This window comes from Methylorubrum aminovorans (genome assembly GCF_022179725.1).
Taxonomy (GTDB): Bacteria; Pseudomonadota; Alphaproteobacteria; order Rhizobiales; family Beijerinckiaceae; genus Methylobacterium; species Methylobacterium aminovorans.
This window is the reverse complement of the sequence record NZ_BPRC01000001.1, coordinates 382,489-401,440: the sequence shown is the minus strand read 5'-3', so window position 1 is coordinate 401,440 and position 18,952 is coordinate 382,489. Positions and strand designations below refer to the sequence as shown.

Genomic DNA, 18,952 nt, shown 5'->3' with positions numbered 1-18,952 from the left:
AAGCGCCGGGAACCGGCGCCGCCCGTTTCAGTGCCGGAAGTGGCGAACGCCGGTGAACACCATGGCGAGGCCCGCCTCGTCGGCGGCGCGGATCACCTCGTCGTCGCGCATCGAGCCGCCGGGCTGGATCACGGCGGTGGCGCCGGCCTCGGCCGCGGCGAGCAGTCCGTCGGCGAAGGGGAAGAAGGCGTCGGACGCCACCGCCGAGCCCTTGGCGAGGGTCTCCGGTAGCCCGAGGCGCGCGGCCGCTTCCGCGGCCTTGCGCGCGGCCGTGATCGAGGAGTCGACCCGCGACATCTGCCCGGCGCCGATGCCGACCGTGGCGCCGTCCTTAGCGTAGACGATGGCGTTCGACTTCACGTGCTTGGCCACCCGGTAGGCGAAGCGCATGTCGGCGAGTTCGTGCTCACTCGGCGTGCGCTTCGTGACGACCTTCAACGCCATGTCGTCCACGCTGAGCGCATCCCGGCCCTGGACAAGGAAGCCACCTGCCACGGTGCGGAGGGTCTCGCCCTTCGCCCGCGGATCGGCGAGTCCGCCGGCAAGGAGGAGCCGCAGGTTCTTCTTCGCGCCGACGATGGCGAGCGCCTCCTCGGAGGCGTCCGGCGCGATGATGACCTCGGTGAAGATCTCGACGATCTTTCGCGCGGCCTCGGCATCGAGGGGGCGGTTGAGGGCCACGATGCCGCCGAAGGCCGAGGTCGGGTCGCAGGCGAGCGCTCGCTCATAGGCCTCGAGCAGGCTCGACCCTTCCGCGACGCCGCACGGGTTGGCGTGCTTGATGATCGCCACTGCCGACGTGCGGGCGGGATCGAACTCCGCGACGCATTCGTAGGCGGCGTCGGTATCGTTGAGGTTGTTGTAGGACAGTTCCTTGCCCTGCACCTGCCGGGCGGTCGCGATGCCCGGGCGCAGCGTGCCGGGCAGGCGATAGAAGGCGGCCGATTGGTGCGGGTTCTCGCCGTAGCGCAGGCTCTGCGCGAGCGAGCCGCCGAGCGCCTTGAAGGTCGGGGCCTCGTCGCCCCCCTCGACCTCGGCGAGCCAGTTGGCGATGGCCGCGTCGTAGGAGGCGGTGCGCGAGAACGCCTTCTGCGCCAATCGGCGGCGGGTGGCGGCGGTGAGCTGGCCGTCCTGTGCGGCGAGTTCGGTGAGGATGGCATCGTAGTCCGTGACATCGACCACCACGGCGACGTCGGCATGGTTCTTGGCCGCCGCGCGGATCATGGCCGGGCCGCCGACATCGATGTTCTCGACGCAGTCGTCATAGGCCTTGCCGGCCTTCAGCGTCTCCTCGAACGGGTAGAGGTTGACCACGAGCAGGTCGATAGCGCCGATCCCGTGGGCAGCGAGCGCCGCCTGGTGCTCGGGGTTGTCGCGCACCGCGAGAAGGCCGCCATGAACCGCCGGATGCAGCGTCTTCACCCGTCCGTCCATCATCTCGGGAAAGCGGGTCAGCTCGGACACCTCTTTCACGGCGAGGCCCGCCTCGGTCAGCGCGCGGTGGGTGCCGCCGGTCGAGACCAATTCGACGCCCCGCCGGCTCAGCGCCGCGGCGAAGTCGGTGAGCCCGGTCTTGTCCGAGACGGAGAGAAGGGCGCGGGAGACCCGGATTTGGTCGCGCGGCATGGAAACGGCCTATGTCGTCAAACGAGGAATTTGCGCGCGCGGTAGCACGGAACCGACGCGGGCGGCCAGTTGAAGACGCCGTGGTCGGATGACGGAACCGGCTGTTTCAACCGCCTTCGGCGCGGTCTTCAGACTTGCTCGATCCGCCAGCGCACCAGGGCATCCTCGTCCACCGACAGGTGCAGGACGATCTGCGCTGTCCGCCGTGCCCCGACCACGCCGGCGAAGTAGATGCTTTCCTCGATCGTCGGCGTCGCGCCCTCCGCGGAGAAGCGCCAACGCTCGCCGGTCGACAGGCCCAAGGTCACGCTGCCGTCCTCCTGGGGCTGGGGGGCGACGGCGGTGTGGAGATGGAATCGCACCGCGACCGGCTGGGGCCGCGCGCGCTTGCCCTCGCGCCGGAAGGCATCCTCGCCGTCCAGTCGCACCGGGCCGCTCGAGAGGCGCCAGCGGCGCTCGTGCAGGATGCCGAACTCGGCGACGTAGCCGTCATGGCGGGCGGCGAGGACGGACGCGCCGTTCTCGGTGCGCCGCTCGACTGCGACGGGGCCGGGGCCGCGCATCACGACGGGCCCCCGGCGCGCCAGCAACCAGCGGGCGGCGAGCCGGCCGATCCACCAATCCTCCGGCTCGTCGAGGAAGCGGCAGGAGGACGTGTCGGCGACCGTCGCGGTCGAGTGCGCGGCGGTGCTGCGCGCGGCCCGGCGCAGCTCGCCGCCGCCGGCGGGCGCACCGCAATTGACGACGATGCGCTGCGCGCCGCTCGTCAACTCGAAGGAGAGGCACCCGGCGGCGGCCTCGCGCGACTGGTCCATCGGCGGCGGCGCGCCGACATCGCAGACCATGACGACGCGGCCCGTTTCCATCCGGGCATAGCCGGAATGGGAGGCGTACATCAGCGGCTCGGTGCCGGACCCGTCATAGACCAGCAGCGTGGCGAGATGGTCGGCCGCCGTCACGCCCATGCCGTTGAAGTGGCTGAGCGAGGCATCGCCGTGGCGCAGCAGGCGCAAAGCCGGCAGCATCCGGTCGACCGCGCGAAGCAGGGCTTCGGGCGGATCAACGCTCCGGCTGAGGAAGCTCTGGCGCAGCGGCAGCAGATCGAGCAGCAGCTCCATGGCGAAGCGCGGATCGCGGGAGCGGTGGCCGCCATCGGGCAGGATCTGCGTGTCGAGTTCGCGCACGAGGATGCGGGTCGCGCGTCGCAGGATCGGTTCGATGCCCTCGCAGCAGAGCCCGGCATAGGTCAGCGCCACGGCGGCGAGCAGACGCGATTGCGGTGGCGCCGAGCGGCGCAGCGAGCGTTCCAGCTCCCGCGCGCCCTTGCCCACCGCCTTGAGGAAGGCTTGGTAGAAGGCGTGGTCGGCGCCCTCCAGCACCAGCGGCGACTGGCATAGGAACGAGATCAACCGCCGGGACGCCACCGGCACCGGGCTGGCGCGGGCGGCCTCGCCCCGGCCGTTCATGAAATCCGAGACGAAGGCGCGGGCATTGGCGCGCGCGAGTGCCGTATCAGCGGCGCGCAGATGGCGCAGCCAGCCGAAGCCGTAGAGCGCGTCCGCCCATTCCGGAGAGGGCGGATCGTAGTCGAAGGGGGAGCGCCCGCTCACAATCAGCGAGCGGCCGGCGAAGACGAACAGGCCGGAATAGATGTCGTCGGCGAGCGAGGCGTCGCTCGTGCGCAGATCGTGCGGGGCGATCACGAGAGCGGTCACCCGCGCGCGGGTGAGGATCTCGGGCCGCGCCGTGAGCCGGGCCGTCCGCTCGCGAACCGCGCGGACGATCTCGTGACCAAGCAGGCGGTAGAGCTGCCAGCGTTCGGGGCCCCTGCCCAAGCCGTATCCTCCGAGCCTTCGAGACGGGCCGCACGGTTTGCCGCACGGCCCCCTGTTCGGGTCTCCGGCAACAGGCTTGGGCCACGCTTATGCCCGTCCTCTTAACCGCCCTTTAACGCTGTGTCGTCCTCTCGCCGGCCAGCATCCCCGCAATGCACGGCGCGAAAGAGGGAGCGGCCCGATCCTTCAGGCGGGACCGGTCGCGACGGGCCGCGCAGGGTCGGCACCCCATTCCGACCAGGAGCCGTCGTAGAGCGCCCGCGGCTCCTTGCCCAAGGTCTCTAGGGCCAGGGCGACGATCGCCGCAGTGACGCCCGAGCCGCAGGTGGTGATGACGGGGCGGTCGAGATCGACCCCGGCCTCGGCGATCGCCGCGCGCAGCGAGGCCTCGTCCCGAAGGCGGCCATTCGCCTGGAGCGCAGCGTAGTGCAGGTTCCGGGCACCGGGCATATGGCCGGGGCGCACGCCGGGGCGCGGCTCCGCTTCCTCGCCGCGGAAGCGCGGGCCGGAGCGGGCATCGACCACCTGGGCCGAGCCATTGCCGAGCGCGCGGGCGATGTCGCCCGCATCCGCCACGGCGCCGTTGTCGAGCCGCGCGGTAAAATGGCGCCGGTCGCGGGGGCGGCCCTCGCCGTCCTCGGTCGGATAGCCCGCCGCGACCCAGGCCGGCATCCCGCCCTCCAGGATCTTGACGTCACGCATGCCGAAGGTCTGAAGCATCCAGCGCACACGCGGCGCCGAGAACAGGCCCATCCCGTCATAGACGACGACCTGTGCCCCGTCGCCGACGCCGAGCGCGCGCATCTTCGAGGAGAACACCTCGGGCCGCGGCAGCATGTGGGGAAGGGAAGAATCGGTATCGCTCATCGCGTCGAGATCGAAGCGGATCGCACCTGGGATATGGGCCGCCTGATATTCGGCTTCGGCATCGCGCCCCTGCGCCGGCAGGTACCAAGACGCGTCCAGGACAACGATGTCCGGCGCGCTGAGGCGCTGGTGCAGCCACTCCACCGTGACGAAGGGCGATGCGGTCATGGATGTCCTCGCCTATGCGCGTACCCGCAAATGAAGACACCACATCCGGCATTGAGGGGAATTCGGCAAGGCCGGGACGCGGAAACCCCCATGTCACCGAGTCCCGCTTGTTCAAGGCCTTTCGACAGCCTGCGGGCGGCCCGATCTTCGGGTAAGCCCTGCGCGGAGAGCTGAGGATACGACACGACGTGCGAGAGACCTATCACATCGAGGTGCTCGGCCCCGAGGAGGCCGACGCGCCCGGCGGCGTTCAGCAACGGATCTCCGTGCGGACGTCGAGTCAGGAGGGGGCGGAGGAGCGGGCGCGGCGCCTGTTCGCACGCGCCCGGGTTCCGCAGCGCTCCGGCGCTTCCGCGGAAGCGGTCCGGGTGATCGACGGCGCGGGGATCGAGGTGTTCCGAATGAGTTGTTTCGACGAGGGATGACGACCTCGCACGTTAAAACCCCGGCGCGGTGCGTGCCGGGGCGTTGCTGTCGATGACGATCCGGCCGTGCCCCGCCGGATCGCTCGGTTTCCAGCGTGTCGGTTTCCTCAGGCGAAGGTGCCGTCGCCGAAGGGCAAACGCCCTTCGACCGCGCCATATTCGAGGTAATGCTGCAACGGATTGATCCCGGCCGCCGCCACGTCTCCGTAAGCCGCCAAATACTGGTTGGTGCCGAACTGCGCGGAAGGATCGCGGCCCTCCTTCCAGCCGTAGGTCAGGTAGTGCTGGAGCGGGTCGATGCCGGCCGCCGCCACGTCGGTATAGGCGGCGAGGTAACCCTTCGTGTCGAAGAACGCGTTCGGGTCGCGGCCTTCCCTCCAGCCGTAATCGCGAAAATGCTGCTCGGCGTCGTTGCCGTTGCTGAAGACGTCGGCGTACTGGCTCAGGTAGAACAGGTCATCGACGAGGGCATTGCCGTCGGCCTGCAGAATGGAGCGGTCGGCGAACTCGAACACTTCCGTGTTCTTGACCGTGTCCGTCGAGTCCTGGCCGCCGATCGTGGAGAGGGTGCCGGCTGACGTGACATCGGCGTCGAGGAAGTTGAAGGCGAAGACGGCCGTGTCGGTGCCGAGCGCGCCGTCGAGGGTGTTGGCCCCCGAACCGCCCGACATCCTGTCGTCGCCGTAGTCGCCGAAGACCACGTCGTTGCCGGCGTCGCCGAACAGGGCATCGTTGCCGAGGTCGCCGTCGACGAGGTCGTCGCCGTCGCCGCCCCTGACGGTATCATTGTCATCGCCGCCCGCGACGAAGTCGTTGCCCTCGTCACCGAAGACGAGATCGACGCCGGCCTCACCGACCAGGAAGTCGTTTCCGAGTCCGCCGTAGAGGGCGTCATCACCGGGATTGCCGGCCGCGTAATCGTCGCCGTCCTGACCGTAGATCGTGTCGTTGCCGGCCTCGCCGATGATCTGATCGAAGCCGGCACCACCGAAGATCGTGTCGTTGCCGGGCCCGCCGGCAATGTAATCGAGGTCGGCACCACCGGTAATGGTGTCGTTTCCGTCCTGACCATCGATCCGGTTGAAGCCACCCGGATCGGTAATGACATCATTCCCGAGAAGACCGAGAATGATGTCGTCATCTGGCGTGCCGGTCAGAACATTGTCTACGTTCGTTCCCGTAATCGTGGCCATTGCGCGTCTCCTGCCCGAGCGGTTTCAAGCCGCCGATCGAACATCTGACGTAGGATTGATGATGTTCCCTGGCACGACATCCTTTTCGCCATCACAAGAGCGTTATTGATTTTTGATGTGTACTGGCAACTACGGCCAAGGTCGTCTTCCTGATCTTTGTTGTAATTTCGTCTTTCGTGAATCGGAGGACGGTATCCGGGGACGGAATCACGAATCGTCGCTTGCATCACGTTTTGCTGCCATCCGTGATGGCATACGCGTCGAACCTTGATCGTCTTGCATCGGCCGTTCATGCCTGCTGCCTCGAACACGAGCGTCGGCCCGACCTTCAGCGCGCCTTTCGCTGCGTCCTTTGCATTGACTTCGCAGGTGCAACGTCGCATATCGCACCTGCAGCGTCAGCGGCCACACGGGGTCGCTTGAGGGGGCTGCGTGACGGTTCGCGCCTTTCGAGGTCGCGCCCCGGCCCCTCTCTTCAACGTGCATGCACCCCAGGCCGCCCCATCACGCGGGCAGCCTTCCGCACCGACGGACCTCCTCGTTTCTCCGAGCGCGCTGCGCCGGATCGCAGGTTCCGCTGCCTGAAAGTACCGACTTGACCCAATTCACTGATTTCGGCCTCGCTCAGCCCGTGCTCCGCGCGCTGGAAGAAGCCGGCTACGTCACGCCGACCCCGATCCAGTCGCAGGCGGTTCCGCCGGCGATGGAGGGCCGCGACCTCTGCGGCATCGCCCAGACCGGCACCGGCAAGACCGCCGCCTTCGCCCTGCCGATCCTCCACCGCCTGTCGCTCGAGAACCGCCGCGCGCCGCGCCGCGGTTGCCGCGTGCTCGTGCTCTCTCCGACCCGCGAGCTGGCGAGCCAGATCGCCGAGAGCTTCTCCGATTATGGCCGGCACCTGCCCTACACCAACACCGTCGTGTTCGGCGGCGTGAACATCAGCCGCCAGGAGCGGGCGATCGCGCCGGGCGTCGATATCCTCGTCGCCACGCCGGGCCGGCTCATCGACCTCGTCGATCGCCGGGCGCTGACGCTGGAGGGCGTCGAGATCCTCGTCCTCGACGAGGCCGACCAGATGCTCGACCTCGGCTTCATCCACGCGCTCAAGCGGATCGTGAAGATGCTGCCGGCGCGCCGCCAGAGCCTGTTCTTCTCGGCGACGATGCCGAAGAACATCGCCGGCCTCGCCGACCAGTACCTGTCCAACCCGGTTCAGGTGGCGGTCACACCCGTGGCGACCACCGCCGAGCGGGTGGATCAGCAGGTCATCTTCTGCCACACCGGCGCGAAGCAGGCCCTGCTCAACCACGTCCTGCGCGATCCGAAGATCGAGCGCGTGCTCGTCTTCACCCGCACCAAGCACGGTGCGGATCGGGTCGTGCGCGGCCTCGACAAGGCCGGCATCGTCGGCGCCGCCATCCACGGCAACAAGAGCCAGCCGCAGCGTGAGCGGGCGCTCGCCGCCTTCCGCGACGGCTCCTGCCGCGTGCTGGTCGCGACCGACATCGCCGCCCGCGGCATCGACGTCGAGGGTGTCACCCACGTCGTGAACTACGACCTGCCGAACGTGCCGGAGAGCTACGTCCACCGCATCGGCCGCACGGCCCGTGCCGGAGCGGAAGGTCAGGCGATCTCGTTCTGCAACGACGAGGAGCGCGCATACCTCCGTGACATCGAGCGCACCACGCGCCAGAAGGTGCCGGTCGCCGGCTTCCCCGAGGGCTTCGTGCCGCCGAGCCGCCAGGAAGCGCAGGACACCGCCGCCGAGGAGGCACGCCGTCCGCCGCGCCAGCCGCAGGGTCGCCCCGGCCATCGCCAGGGTCGTCCGGGCGGCGGTCGCGGCCAGGGTGGCGAGGGCCGCGGCGAGCCGCGCGCCCACGAGGCGCGCGGCGGCCGTCCCGGTGGTCAGCCGGGCCACCGTCAGGACCAGCGCTCCGGCGCCCCGCGTCCCGACGGCCAGCGGCAGGATCAGCGCCGCCCCGAGCGCGCCGGCGAAGGCCGTCCGCAGGGGGCCCGCCCGCAAGGCGCGCGCCCCCAGGGCGGCCGTCCGAACGATGGTCGCCCCGCGCGCTCCGGCAGCGAGGGCGGTCGCGCCATCGGCTGGCTCGACCGTGCGCCGCGTTCCTGATCACTCGGCAATCTGAAGCGATCCTTTCGGCGCGGGATGCGTTCTATCCCGCGCCGTGCTCGTTCGAAGCGCGGCCCGACAGGAGGCAAGCGGGATGCGCTACGAACTCTATCGCGATGCGGGTGGACAGTGGCGCTGGCGCCTGCGCGTCCAGAACGGCAACGTGATTGCCGATTCCGGTGAAGGGTACATGCGCCGCGAGGATTGCGAGCGCGGGATCGCGCTGGTGAAGATCAGCGGCGAGGCGTCCATCGTCGACATGACCACGAAGATCGCCTGATCCGCCTTTTCGATTCGACCGCTTGGCGTGAAACCGTTTCGACCTCTCATGCGTTCTCGCTCCCGCGGCACGCCGGCTTCGGCGTGGCCGTTCGCGTTTGCCGCAGAGGGAATGCCCACTTGCTCAAGAAACTCCTCATCGCCGCGCTGATGGTCCTGGGCCTCGCCGCGGTCGCTCCGCAGGGCGCCTCGGCCGCCCCGGTCGGTCCCTCGGCCGCGCTGGTGACCGAGGCTGTGCCCGCGACCGCTGAGAAGGCGCAGTACTATTATCGCCGCGGCTGGGGCCCGCGCCCCTATTACGGTCGCCGCTTCTACGGTCCGCGCCCGTTCTACCGTCGCCCGTACTACCGCCGTCCGTTCTACGGCCCGCGTCGCTTCTACGGCCCGCGCCGGTTCTACTACTGAGGTCATCGACCCGCGCGGGGGCGCTTGTCCCGGCCCCCGCCATCGACCGTTCGACGATAAGCCCGAAGCGAAATCGCTTCGGGCTTTTTCGTGTTCGCGTCCCGGGGGGCCGGATCCCGTCCGGTGCTTTCCGAAACGGCCCGGTCGGATGTAGGATCGTGCTCAAGAGAGCGGGTCCGCGAGAGACGGGCCGCTCCGGAGGACGCCCCATGATCGATCTCGTGACGCGGCAGCGGCGCGCGATTTCGCCCGCGCGCACCCCGTCCTGGCAGGATATCCCCCTGGAGTTGTTCGTCTGCGCCGCGGCGATCTTTCTCGCCGCCGGGCTGGAGCTTTTCGGCCTGATGCCCTGACGGTGCCTTTCAGGTTTCGCCGCCTCTGGCGCGGGGCCGGTGGCCGTGCTTGGCTGGCGCTCAACGCATCGTCGAATCGGCGGCAGGGGGAGCGATGACACAGGCGATCGATGTGGGCGACGCGCATCCTATCGGCGACCTCACGGTGCGCACCATCGCCATGCCGGCCGACACCAACGCCAACGGCGACATCTTCGGCGGCTGGGTGCTCTCGCAGATGGATCAGGCCGGCGGCATCGCCGGGGTCGAGCGGGCGCAGGGACGGGTCGTGACCGTGGCCGTCGATGCGATGACCTTCATCCGACCGGTGCGGGTCGGGGACGTGCTGTGCGTCTACACCCGGATCGGGCATGTCGGGCGCACGTCGATGAAGATCCATCTCGAAGCCTGGGCCCGGCGCTTCCAGACGCAGTTCCGCGAAAAGGTGACCGAGGCGACCTTCACCTTCGTCGCCATCGACGACGCGGGCCGCCCGCGTCCGATCCCGAGCGAGAACTGAGGACGCGGGCTGAGGCGTCGCGCATTGGCGCTTCCCGGCGCAACGGTCTAGAACCGCACACGACGTTCCCAAGCTGCCGAGTCCGCATGCCCGCCACGCCCCGCGCCGCGATCATCCCGGTCACCCCGTTCCAGCAGAACTGCACCCTGATCTGGGACGATGCCACCAAGGTCGGCGCCGTCGTCGATCCCGGCGGCGACCTCGACCGCATCGAGGCGGCGATCCGCTCGCAGGGCGTCACGGTCGAGAAGATCCTGCTCACCCACGGCCATATCGACCATGCCGGCGGCGCCGCCGAGTTGAAGGAGCGGCTCGGCGTGCCCGTGGAGGGGCCGCACGAGGCCGACAAGTTCCTGCTCGACTCCCTGTCCGAGGCGGGCGCCAGTTACGGCCTCGACGGCGCCCGCGCGGTCACGCCGGATCGCTGGCTCGCCGAGGGCGACAGCGTCACGATCGGTGGCCTCACCTTCGACATCTGGCACGCCCCCGGCCACTCCCCCGGCAGCGTCGTGTTCATGAGCCGCGACGCCCGTTTCGCCCTCGTCGGCGACGTGGTGTTCCAGGGCTCGATCGGCCGGACCGACCTGCCGGGCGGCAGTCACGAGCAACTGATCCGGATGATCAAGGAGAAGGTCCTGCCGCTCGGCGACGACGTGGCCTTCATTCCCGGTCACGGGCCGACGGGAACGCTCGGCCAGGAGCGGATGACGAACCCGTTCCTGCAGGGCTGAGTGCCAGCGCGCACTCCCGCCGAAGGGATTCGAGGCCAGCGCGGCAGATCGGTCGTCGAGCCTAACGGGAGTTTAACGGAACCGCGTCAGAAATCGGTTCTCCGAGGCGCTTTCCCGACGCGAAAAACGATGCAAAATCAGGGGGGAACGCCTATATGAGATGGGCACGGACATAGCAGGCGCGCCCGGCCCGGCCGGGCTCGAAAACAGGCTCACGAGCCGCCTGCCCGAGGAATTTCATGGCTGACTCCCCGAACACCGAACACGCCGACAGCTACGGCGCGGAATCGATCCGCGTGCTGAAGGGCCTGGATGCCGTGCGCAAGCGGCCGGGCATGTATATCGGCGACACCGACGACGGCTCCGGCCTTCACCACATGATCTACGAGGTGGTGGACAACGCCATTGACGAGGCGCTCGCCGGCCACGCCGACCTCGTCACCGTGACGCTGAACGCCGACGGGTCGTGCACGGTCTCCGACAACGGCCGCGGCATCCCCACCGACATCCACAAGGAGGAAGGGGTCTCGGCCGCCGAGGTCATCATGACCCAACTCCATGCCGGCGGTAAGTTCGACCAGAACTCCTACAAGGTCTCCGGCGGCCTGCACGGCGTCGGCGTCTCGGTGGTCAACGCGCTCTCGGTGAGCCTCAAGCTGCGGATCTGGCGCGCCGGCAAGGAGCACCGGATGGAGTTCCACCACGGTGACGCGGTGGCGCCCCTGGAGGTGGTCGGCCCCGCGGGCGACCGGCGCGGCACCGAGGTGACGTTTTTGCCGAGCCCCGACACCTTCACGATGACCGAGTTCGACTTCGCGACGCTGGAGAAGCGCCTGCGCGAACTCGCCTTCCTGAATTCCGGCGTGCGCATCGTGCTCACCGACGCCCGCCATGCCGAGCACAGGCGCGAGGAGCTCTGCTACGAGGGCGGCGTCGAGGCGTTCGTGCGCTATCTCGACCGCTCGCGCAAACCCGTCGATGGCATGGCGAAGCCCGTCACCGTCCTGGGCGAGCGGGACGGCATCCGCGTCGAGGTGGCATTCTGGTGGAACGACTCGTTCAACGAGACGGTCCTGCCGTTTACCAACAACATCCCGCAGCGCGACGGCGGCACCCACATGGCGGGCTTCCGCGCCGCCCTGACGCGTCAGTTGACCGGCTACGCCGAGTCTTCGGGGATCGCCAAGAAGGAGAAGGTCTCCCTCACGGGCGACGATTGCCGTGAGGGCCTGACCGCCGTCATCTCCGTGCAGGTGCCGGACCCGAAATTCTCCTCGCAGACGAAGGACAAGCTCGTCTCCTCCGAAGTCCGTCCGGCGGTGGAGAACATCCTCAACGAGGGTCTCTCGACCTGGCTCGAGGAGAACCCGGCCCAGGCCAAGTCGGTGATGGGCAAGGTCGTGCTGGCAGCGGCCGCCCGCGAGGCGGCACGCAAGGCGCGCGAGACGATCACCCGCAAGGGCGCCCTCGACATCGCCTCGCTTCCCGGCAAGCTCGCCGATTGTCAGGAGCGTGATCCGTCGAAATGCGAGTTGCTGCTGGTGGAGGGTGATTCCGCTGGCGGCTCGGCCAAGCAGGGCCGCGACCGGACCTTCCAGGCGGTCCTGCCCCTGCGCGGAAAAATCCTGAACGTCGAGCGCGTGCGCGCCGACCGGATGCTGTCCTCGGCCGAGATCGGGACGCTGATCACCGCGCTCGGCGCCGGCATCGGCCGGTCCTCGACCGATCGCGAGGGCTTCAACCCGGACAAGCTGCGCTATCACCGCATCATCATCATGACCGATGCGGATGTCGACGGTTCGCATATCCGCACGCTGCTGCTGACGTTCTTCTTCCGGCAAATGCCGGAGATCATCGAGCGCGGGCACCTCTACATCGCCCAGCCGCCGCTCTACAAAGCCGAGCGCGGCCGGCGCGCGCTCTACCTCAAGGACGAGCGGGCGCTGGAGGATTACCTCATCGATCAGGGCGTCGACGGCGCCGTGTTGCGGCTCGCCTCGGGCACCGAGTTCGGCGGCGCCCAGCTCAAGACGCTGGTCGAGGAGGCGCGCGGCTTCCGCAGCGTTCTGCACGGGCTCCACACCCGCTACGACCGCGCGGTGGTCGAGCAGGCGGTCCTCGCCGGCGCCTTCGCCAAGGATGTCGCCGAAAATCCCGGCGAAGCCGAGGTTCTGGCCGATCGCACCGCCAAGCGTCTCGACCGGATCGCCGACGAGATCGAGAAGGGCTGGACCGGTGCGGCCGCGGAAGGTGGCTACGAATTCAGCCGCACGCTTCGCAGCGTGAAGCAGGTTGCCACCCTCGACGCGACGCTTCTCGCGTCTCAGGAGGCGCGGCGCCTCGCCGAGCGCGCGGAAACCCTGCGCGAGATCTACGAGGAGCCGGTGACACTGTCCCGCAAGGGAGACGAGACCGAATTCTACGGCCCCGTTGGCCTGTTCGAGGCCGTGATGGCATTCGGCCGCAAGGGTCTTCAGCTCCAGCGGTACAAGGGCCTCGGCGAGATGACCGCGCAGCAACTCTGGGAGACGACGCTGGACCGCGACGTGCGCTCGCTGCTGCAGGTCAAGGTCAAGGACACGACCGATGCCGACGACCTGTTCGTCAAGCTGATGGGCGACATCGTCGAGCCGCGTCGCGAGTTCATTCAGGAGAACGCGCTCAGCGTGGCCAATCTCGACGTCTAAAAACGACTCGTCCTAGAGGCGGTCACCGGCTTCCGGAAAAGACGGGGCAGGACGGCGGGATAGATCGCCTTCCTGGATCAGATGTCCGGTGCGGTGCCTCAATCGCCGCGACGGCGCGGGTCAAGCCCGCGCCGCCAAGCCATCCGGCAGTCCCTCGAAGGAATCGATCAGGAAGGCGCGGGCACGGCTGACACGGCTCTTGACCGTACCGACCTGACAGCCGAGCCGTTCGGCCGCTTCCTCGTAGGTGAAGCCCTCGGCGCCTACGAGCAGGAGCGCCTGTCTCTGCGGCAACGGCAGCGTGCCGATCAGGTTCATCACCATCCGCAAACCCGCCGCATGCTCCTGATCGGGATGAGCGGTCAGCGTGCCGGCGTGGACACCATCGGCGTCCTCCACCTCGCGCCGCCCCTTGCGGATCTCGGTGTAGAACTGGTTGCGCAGGATGGTGAACAGCCACGCCGTGAAGTTCGTGCCCGGCGTGAACCGCTCCCGATTCGCCCAAGCCTTGACCATGGTCTCCTGCACGAGGTCGTCGGCCCGGGTCGGGTTGGCGGCGAGCGAGATCGCGAAGGTGCGCAGCATCGGCAACGCCTTCACGAGATCGTCCCGGAAGATGGCCTCCACCTGTCCGCCATGCGCCGCGAGCGCCGTCTCGAACTGCTGCAGAAGCTCGGCGAGCCGACCCGGAAGCGGCGCCTGACTCGCGAGATCGAAGTAGTCGCGCAGGGCGAGGGTCAGGTGCCCCGCGACAACGTTTGCCGTTTCACCCTGGATTGAGCCGGGATCTTTCGGCAAGGTGTGGTGAAGCGGTTCGTCAGGCATCCGGAGCGGTACCTCGGCCATGGCAGGAAATTGGGAGTAGCCACTGCTCGGTACCAATTTAAAAATGAACTAATCCTAAACGGCGCTAGATCGGCGCTTATCCGCTCCCTGCCGCCACCCCGATTGCATGCAGAACTCGAGGGTTTGTTTCTGATCTTTTCTCGAAAATTGCCGAATTTCGGAAAATTTGAAGCTCGATCTTGAGCCACGGCTCGATCTACTTCTAGCTTAGCCAGGCGGCTCGGCCTGCACGGGCTTGCCGCCGGGCGCGTGGCGGATGGCACAGGGTCCTCGAACGAGGGCGCTCCGACCCGCCGGATGCGTCACGGTTGGAGGCCCCATCCCCTTGGCATCCGCCGCGTCCGGCATAGCTTCGCAGGCGGCGCACTCCGTTCGAGACGCCGTCACAGGAGGCTCGGATGCTGGAAGAGTTCAAGAAGTTCGCGTTGCGCGGCAACGTGGTCGATCTCGCTGTCGGCGTGATCATCGGCGCGGCGTTCGGCGCGATCGTCAACTCGCTGGTTCAGGACGTGATCATGCCGATCATCGGTGCGGTCACCGGCGGCCTCGACTTCTCGAACTACTACATCCCGCTCTCGTCCAAGGTGCAGGCAGGCATGCCCTATGTCGAAGCGAAGAAGGTGGGCGCGGTGATCGGCTACGGCCAATTCCTGACGCTGGCGGTCAACTTCACCATCATCGCCTTCGTGCTGTTCATGGTAATCCGCGCTATGAACGCGCTGAAATCTCGTGAAGAGGCCAAGCCGAAGCCCGAGGCTGAGGTTCCTACCGAGGTGAAGCTGCTGGCCGAGATCCGGGATCTGCTGGCGACGCGAAAGGCGTGAGCGTCCTACTTCCTGTCGCCCGCATCCTCGTGAGGGGCCACGCCGAAGGCATCGAGGATCCGGTCGAGTGCCTGCTCTACGGCTTCCGTGCCTTCCTCGTGCGTCTTCAGCCGCGTCTCGAGTCGGCGGATCTGTGGCTCGAATTTTTCTGGCACGGCGGACGGCTCGTCGCCGAGAAAGCGGGGTTCGGGAGCCGTCTCGGTCAGCACGCCGCGCAGCTCGTGGCCGAGGTGATCGCGAACGGATTCCGGCAGCGGCGGGCTATCGGGAAGCTTTTCTGGCGTGGTGTCGGGGCCGCTCATCTTCAGTCCTGATCTTCCGTAGCGTTGTCTCGCACCAATAAACGATTGAAGACATGGACCGTTGCGTCCGACACCTCGCGTCCGGTCGGCAAGGGTGTGATGCCGCGTTATCTCAGCAGACGAGGCAAAAAAACGGCCCCGGCACAGAGTGCCGGGGCCGGATGGTGCCGCCCTGGGCGGGCGGCCCGTAGGCTGAGTGCTTAGTCGAGCACTTCGATGATCCGGTGGCGGCCATCGACCAGCACCGGACGGTCGTTGACGACCGTGTAGCGGGTGCCGCGGGTCACGTTGTACTCGTTCGGGACATCGTAATAGGTCACGCCCGAGGACGGCAGGGTGGAGCCGACGACGACGCGGCCGTCATAGTCATAAGAGCGGACGTTGCGCTCGCGGACATACGAACGGAAGCGCGGGCGATCCTCGACACCGAGAATGCCGCCGATCGTGCCGGTGGCCGCGCCGACCGCACCGCCGACGATCCCGCCGATCGGGCCGGCTGCCGCCGCGCCTTCCTCAGCACCGCGCTCGGCGCCGCGCAGGGTGCCTTGAGCCTGAGCCGCCATGGGCAGAGCAAGGGCAATGGCCGAGGCAGCGAGAAGGGTCTTGATCTTCATTCGGGTAACTCCGTCGTTCTGACGTCCGCCGCAACCTGAGCGCAGCGAAGCATGGGCCAGTAACGCCCGAGCCTCGAATTCGGATGCATGGAAAATCGAGAAAGGCCGAGTTTGTCCGAATCTGCCTGAATCGTAGGCGGAGCTTCTCGGAAGCTCTCGCACGGCGACACGGATGCTTCCGCGGTATCAGGCGGGCGGGCGCTCGGACAGGAACTGTCCCATCCGCTCCAGGGCACGACCGATGTTCTCGGCGGAGTTGGCGTAGGAGAGGCGCAGATACCCTTCGCCGTAAACGCCGAAATCCGGTCCGCCAATTACCGCGACGCCCGCCTCGTCGAGGAGCGCGCTCGCGAGGGCCTTGGCCTTCCAACCCGTCCGAGCAACGTTCGGGAAGGCGTAGAACGCGCCCTTCGGCGTGATGCAGGAGACGTTCGGCAGGCGGTTCAGCCCGTCCACCATGAGCCGTCTGCGCCGGTCGAACTCGGTGACCATCGCCACGACGCAGTCCTGCGGACCGTCGAGGGCGGCGACGCCGGCCCATTGCGTGGCGGCGTTGACGCAGGAGAAGGAGTTCACCGCGAGCTTGCGGGCAGCGTCGTAGAGGGGCTTCGGCCAGACCGACCAGCCGAGCCGCCAGCCCGTCATCGCGTAGGTCTTCGAGGCGCCGTCGAGATGGATCAGACGGTCGCGGATCTCGGGATAGGCGAGCAGGGAGACATGCGTCCCCCCGTCATAGGTCATGGTGCCGTAGATCTCGTCGGAGAGAACGGCGACGCCGGGATGGGCCTCGAGACCTTCGACGAGCGCATCGATCTCGGACTTGGGCGTGACGCCGCCGGTCGGGTTGGCCGGCGAGTTGACGATCAGGAGGCGCGTGCGCTCCGTAATCAACGAGAGCGTCTCCTGCGCGGAGAAGGCGAAGCCGTTGGCTTCGCGGATCGGCACGGGCACCGGGGTTGCACCGGTGAACTCGATCATCGAGCGGTAGATCGGGAAGCCAGGGTCTGGATAGAGGATCTCGGCGCCGGGCTCGCCGAACATCAGGATCGCCATGAACATGGTGACCTTGCCGCCCGGCACGATCATCACCGCGTCGGGCGAGACCTCGACGCCGTGGCGGCGATGGAGATCCCGCGCCACCGCTTCGCGAAGCGGCGCGATGCCGACGGCCGGCGTGTAGCCGTGATGGCCGTCGCGCAACGCCTTGATGCCCGCCTCGACGATATGAGGCGGGGTCGGAAAATCCGGCTGGCCGATGCCGAGATTGACGATGTCGCGCCCCTGCGCCGCCAGCGCTCCAGCGCGGGCGAGCACCGCGAAGGCGTTCTCCTCGCCGATCCGGTCAAAGGAAGGCACGATCCGCAGCATGGTCTCGCTCTTCCCTCAGGCGCCGGCCGGCGCCGGATGTCAGCCGTTGGTACGCTCGGCCAGGCGGCTCGCCGCGAACGAGATCGCGCCGCCGACGACGAACAGGATCGCGAACGTCTTGACCGCCGCGTAGAACAGGGCCGGCTCGATCCCCGTATCCGTGAAGAGCACGGCGCAGACGGCCGCGATCGGGATGAGCAGCACGATGGACAGCGGCACCAGCGGGTTCATTCGACGTCACTCGCGTTCGTTGAGGACCGCGGCGCGGCCCGAACAATAATGCGGAGCGGTCTTAGCATCGCCGTTCCGCCGGAGGAAACTCCCGCGCTTCAGAATCTACGAGCGATTCAACGGCGCAGGGCCCTAGCGAACGTCGATCAAGCCGGGATGCGCACCGTGGCCCGCAGGCCGCCGAGCGGGCTGTCATGCAGCGCGACGTCGCCGCCATGGGCGCGGGCGATGTCGCGGGCGATGGCGAGCCCGAGCCCCGAGCCGCCGGCATCCTGGCGCGCGTCGTCGAGCCGCACGAACGGCTTGAACACCTCCTCGCGGCTCTCGACCGGGATGCCGGGCCCGTCATCGTCGATCGCGACGAGGAAGGCGCGGTGCTCGCGTTTGCCCGAGATCGCGACCGTGTCGGCGTAGCGTGCGGCGTTGGCGGCCAGGTTGAACAGGCAGCGTCGCATGGCGTCCGGCCGCACGGTAACGAGGGGGCTGCCCTCGATCTCGACCGCCTCGACATGGGCGCCGAGTCGCTCGACGTCGCTGCGCAGATCCTCCAGCAGGATCCGCATGTCGGTCTCGGCGGCGGTCTCGGCGGAGTCGCCGCGGGCGAAGGCGAGATAGCCCTCCAGCATCCGGCTCATCTCGTCCACGTCGCGCTGGAGATCCTCGACCTCCGGCGTCTGCTCGACCAGTGCGAGGGAGAGCTTGAATCGGGTGATGATGGTGCGCAGGTCGTGGCTCACGCCGTTGAGCATCGCCGTGCGCTGCTCCATGGCGCGCTCGATGCGCCGCTTCATCTCGATGAAGGCGTGGCCTGCCTGCCGGACCTCGCGGGCCCCGCGGGGCTTGAACTCGATCTCGCGGCCTTTGCCGAACCCCTCCGCCACCGCCGAGAGCCGCAGGATCGGCTTGATCTGGTTGCGCAGGAACAGGATCGCCACGCCGAGCAGCACCAGCGAGGAGCCGGTCATCCAGAGTAGGAAGATGTGCGAGTTTGAGGCGTAGGCTTGGTTGCGCCGGGCGGTGACCCGCATTACGCCCTCGGGGATCGCCACGCGGATCTCGATGAGATTCGAGCGTCCCACCGTATCGATCCAGAACGGGCGCCGGATCTGGCGGCGTATCTCTTCCGAAAGCACCTCGTCGAGGATCGAGAAGAACGGCCGCGGCCCCGGACTCGGCAGCTTGGCGCCCTTCAGGATGTCGATGTCGAGATTCAGCCGCTCGCCGGCGATGCGCGAGAGCGTCTCCGCGTTCTTGTCCTGCGGATAGGACTCGTAGATGTCCATCAGCGCGGCGATGTCGGCGGTGACGGCCGCCGAGAGCCGGCGGGTGACGAGCTGCCAGTGCCGCTCCATGAAGGTGTAGGCGATTACCGACTGGAGCAGCACCATCGGCGCGATGATGATGATCAGCGAGCGGGCGTAGAGGCCCTTCGGCAGGGCGTCACCGATGACCCGGCTGAAGCGCCGCCACCCTCTCCGGATCCGGCCGAACACAGCCGCGAGCGCGCCGGCCCGGCGGGGTTCGGGCCGGGATTCGCTCGAGGAGAGGCCGGCGGGGACCGCCATGAAATC

General features: G+C 68.0%; 19 protein-coding genes. 9 read left to right on the top strand and 10 right to left on the bottom strand.

Features of this window, described 5'->3' with window-relative positions; translation table 11 throughout:
• Positions 1-27 precede the first annotated feature (27 nt).
• The 3 genes from purH to sseA all read right to left on the bottom strand — a co-directional run bounded on the left by purH (position 28) and on the right by sseA (position 4,496).
• The gene (purH, locus tag MFF24_RS01665; RefSeq protein WP_238221896.1) at positions 28-1,626 is read right to left on the bottom strand and encodes a bifunctional phosphoribosylaminoimidazolecarboxamide formyltransferase/IMP cyclohydrolase; all 1,599 of its coding nucleotides are present in this window, start codon (positions 1,624-1,626) and stop codon (positions 28-30) included.
• Between the two features lie 128 nt (positions 1,627-1,754).
• Positions 1,755-3,461 (bottom strand): heparinase II/III family protein, encoded by a 1,707-nt coding sequence (locus MFF24_RS01660; RefSeq protein WP_238221894.1) that lies wholly within the window; start codon positions 3,459-3,461, stop codon positions 1,755-1,757.
• A gap of 186 nt (positions 3,462-3,647) precedes the next feature.
• On the bottom strand, positions 3,648-4,496 hold the full coding sequence (gene sseA, locus MFF24_RS01655; protein WP_108940491.1) for a 3-mercaptopyruvate sulfurtransferase: 849 nt from the start codon (positions 4,494-4,496) through the stop codon (positions 3,648-3,650).
• Between the two features lie 188 nt (positions 4,497-4,684).
• On the opposite strand from sseA, the gene MFF24_RS01650 reads away from it, so the two are divergent.
• A complete protein-coding gene (locus MFF24_RS01650) occupies positions 4,685-4,921 on the top strand; it encodes a hypothetical protein (RefSeq protein ID WP_238221886.1) in 237 nt (78 codons plus the stop codon).
• A gap of 107 nt (positions 4,922-5,028) precedes the next feature.
• Here MFF24_RS01650 and MFF24_RS01645 read toward each other — a convergent pair whose 3' ends face one another.
• Entirely contained in the window at positions 5,029-6,114 is a 1,086-nt protein-coding gene (locus MFF24_RS01645; protein ID WP_238221884.1) for a calcium-binding protein, read from the bottom strand.
• Between the two features lie 595 nt (positions 6,115-6,709).
• On the opposite strand from MFF24_RS01645, the gene MFF24_RS01640 reads away from it, so the two are divergent.
• From MFF24_RS01640 to gyrB, 7 genes are all read left to right on the top strand, one after another.
• Entirely contained in the window at positions 6,710-8,242 is a 1,533-nt protein-coding gene (locus tag MFF24_RS01640; RefSeq protein WP_133088637.1) for a DEAD/DEAH box helicase, read from the top strand.
• Positions 8,243-8,336: 94 nt separating this feature from the next.
• Positions 8,337-8,522 (top strand): YegP family protein, encoded by a 186-nt coding sequence (locus MFF24_RS01635; protein ID WP_238221883.1) that lies wholly within the window; start codon positions 8,337-8,339, stop codon positions 8,520-8,522.
• Positions 8,523-8,641: 119 nt separating this feature from the next.
• Positions 8,642-8,926, top strand: coding sequence for a hypothetical protein (locus tag MFF24_RS01630; protein ID WP_108940486.1), 285 nt, complete (start codon positions 8,642-8,644; stop codon positions 8,924-8,926).
• A gap of 209 nt (positions 8,927-9,135) precedes the next feature.
• Positions 9,136-9,279 (top strand): hypothetical protein, encoded by a 144-nt coding sequence (locus MFF24_RS01625; protein ID WP_238221875.1) that lies wholly within the window; start codon positions 9,136-9,138, stop codon positions 9,277-9,279.
• 94 nt (positions 9,280-9,373) lie between these two features.
• Complete coding sequence (locus tag MFF24_RS01620) at positions 9,374-9,778, top strand: acyl-CoA thioesterase (RefSeq protein ID WP_238221872.1); 405 nt, start codon at positions 9,374-9,376, stop codon at positions 9,776-9,778.
• Between the two features lie 86 nt (positions 9,779-9,864).
• Entirely contained in the window at positions 9,865-10,509 is a 645-nt protein-coding gene (locus MFF24_RS01615) for an MBL fold metallo-hydrolase (RefSeq protein WP_238221863.1), read from the top strand.
• A 239-nt stretch (positions 10,510-10,748) separates the two neighbouring features.
• Positions 10,749-13,196, top strand: a complete 2,448-nt coding sequence (gene gyrB, locus MFF24_RS01610) for a DNA topoisomerase (ATP-hydrolyzing) subunit B (protein WP_108940483.1) — start codon at positions 10,749-10,751, stop codon at positions 13,194-13,196.
• A gap of 120 nt (positions 13,197-13,316) precedes the next feature.
• On the opposite strand, the gene MFF24_RS01605 is transcribed toward gyrB, so the two are convergent.
• Positions 13,317-14,021 (bottom strand): sigma-70 family RNA polymerase sigma factor, encoded by a 705-nt coding sequence (locus MFF24_RS01605; RefSeq protein ID WP_108942945.1) that lies wholly within the window; start codon positions 14,019-14,021, stop codon positions 13,317-13,319.
• Positions 14,022-14,440: 419 nt separating this feature from the next.
• Here MFF24_RS01605 and mscL point away from each other — a divergent pair, with 419 nt between their 5' ends.
• Entirely contained in the window at positions 14,441-14,866 is a 426-nt protein-coding gene (gene mscL, locus MFF24_RS01600; RefSeq protein ID WP_108940482.1) for a large conductance mechanosensitive channel protein MscL, read from the top strand.
• Positions 14,867-14,871: 5 nt separating this feature from the next.
• On the opposite strand, the gene MFF24_RS01595 is transcribed toward mscL, so the two are convergent.
• From MFF24_RS01595 to MFF24_RS01575, 5 genes are all read right to left on the bottom strand, one after another.
• The gene (locus MFF24_RS01595; protein ID WP_238221861.1) at positions 14,872-15,168 is read right to left on the bottom strand and encodes a hypothetical protein; all 297 of its coding nucleotides are present in this window, start codon (positions 15,166-15,168) and stop codon (positions 14,872-14,874) included.
• Positions 15,169-15,368: 200 nt separating this feature from the next.
• On the bottom strand, positions 15,369-15,782 hold the full coding sequence (locus tag MFF24_RS01590) for a DUF1236 domain-containing protein (RefSeq protein WP_108940480.1): 414 nt from the start codon (positions 15,780-15,782) through the stop codon (positions 15,369-15,371).
• A 186-nt stretch (positions 15,783-15,968) separates the two neighbouring features.
• Positions 15,969-17,150 (bottom strand): pyridoxal phosphate-dependent aminotransferase, encoded by a 1,182-nt coding sequence (locus MFF24_RS01585; RefSeq protein WP_238221859.1) that lies wholly within the window; start codon positions 17,148-17,150, stop codon positions 15,969-15,971.
• 39 nt (positions 17,151-17,189) lie between these two features.
• Entirely contained in the window at positions 17,190-17,381 is a 192-nt protein-coding gene (locus tag MFF24_RS01580) for a hypothetical protein (protein ID WP_017485854.1), read from the bottom strand.
• 146 nt (positions 17,382-17,527) lie between these two features.
• The gene (locus tag MFF24_RS01575) at positions 17,528-18,946 is read right to left on the bottom strand and encodes an ATP-binding protein (RefSeq protein WP_166059515.1); all 1,419 of its coding nucleotides are present in this window, start codon (positions 18,944-18,946) and stop codon (positions 17,528-17,530) included.
• Positions 18,947-18,952 lie beyond the last annotated feature (6 nt).

Coding starts and splice junctions, on each gene's coding strand:
- purH (WP_238221896.1), bottom strand. CDS start 1,626: ATGCCGCGCGACCAAATCCGGGTCTCCCGCGCCCTTCTCTCCGTCTCG.
- sseA (WP_108940491.1), bottom strand. CDS start 4,496: ATGACCGCATCGCCCTTCGTCACGGTGGAGTGGCTGCACCAGCGCCTC.
- MFF24_RS01645 (WP_238221884.1), bottom strand. CDS start 6,114: ATGGCCACGATTACGGGAACGAACGTAGACAATGTTCTGACCGGCACG.
- MFF24_RS01635 (WP_238221883.1), top strand. CDS start 8,337: ATGCGCTACGAACTCTATCGCGATGCGGGTGGACAGTGGCGCTGGCGC.
- MFF24_RS01625 (WP_238221875.1), top strand. CDS start 9,136: ATGATCGATCTCGTGACGCGGCAGCGGCGCGCGATTTCGCCCGCGCGC.
- MFF24_RS01620 (WP_238221872.1), top strand. CDS start 9,374: ATGACACAGGCGATCGATGTGGGCGACGCGCATCCTATCGGCGACCTC.
- MFF24_RS01615 (WP_238221863.1), top strand. CDS start 9,865: ATGCCCGCCACGCCCCGCGCCGCGATCATCCCGGTCACCCCGTTCCAG.
- gyrB (WP_108940483.1), top strand. CDS start 10,749: ATGGCTGACTCCCCGAACACCGAACACGCCGACAGCTACGGCGCGGAA.
- MFF24_RS01605 (WP_108942945.1), bottom strand. CDS start 14,021: ATGCCTGACGAACCGCTTCACCACACCTTGCCGAAAGATCCCGGCTCA.
- mscL (WP_108940482.1), top strand. CDS start 14,441: ATGCTGGAAGAGTTCAAGAAGTTCGCGTTGCGCGGCAACGTGGTCGAT.
- MFF24_RS01595 (WP_238221861.1), bottom strand. CDS start 15,168: ATGAGCGGCCCCGACACCACGCCAGAAAAGCTTCCCGATAGCCCGCCG.
- MFF24_RS01590 (WP_108940480.1), bottom strand. CDS start 15,782: ATGAAGATCAAGACCCTTCTCGCTGCCTCGGCCATTGCCCTTGCTCTG.
- MFF24_RS01585 (WP_238221859.1), bottom strand. CDS start 17,150: ATGCTGCGGATCGTGCCTTCCTTTGACCGGATCGGCGAGGAGAACGCC.
- MFF24_RS01580 (WP_017485854.1), bottom strand. CDS start 17,381: ATGAACCCGCTGGTGCCGCTGTCCATCGTGCTGCTCATCCCGATCGCG.
- MFF24_RS01575 (WP_166059515.1), bottom strand. CDS start 18,946: ATGGCGGTCCCCGCCGGCCTCTCCTCGAGCGAATCCCGGCCCGAACCC.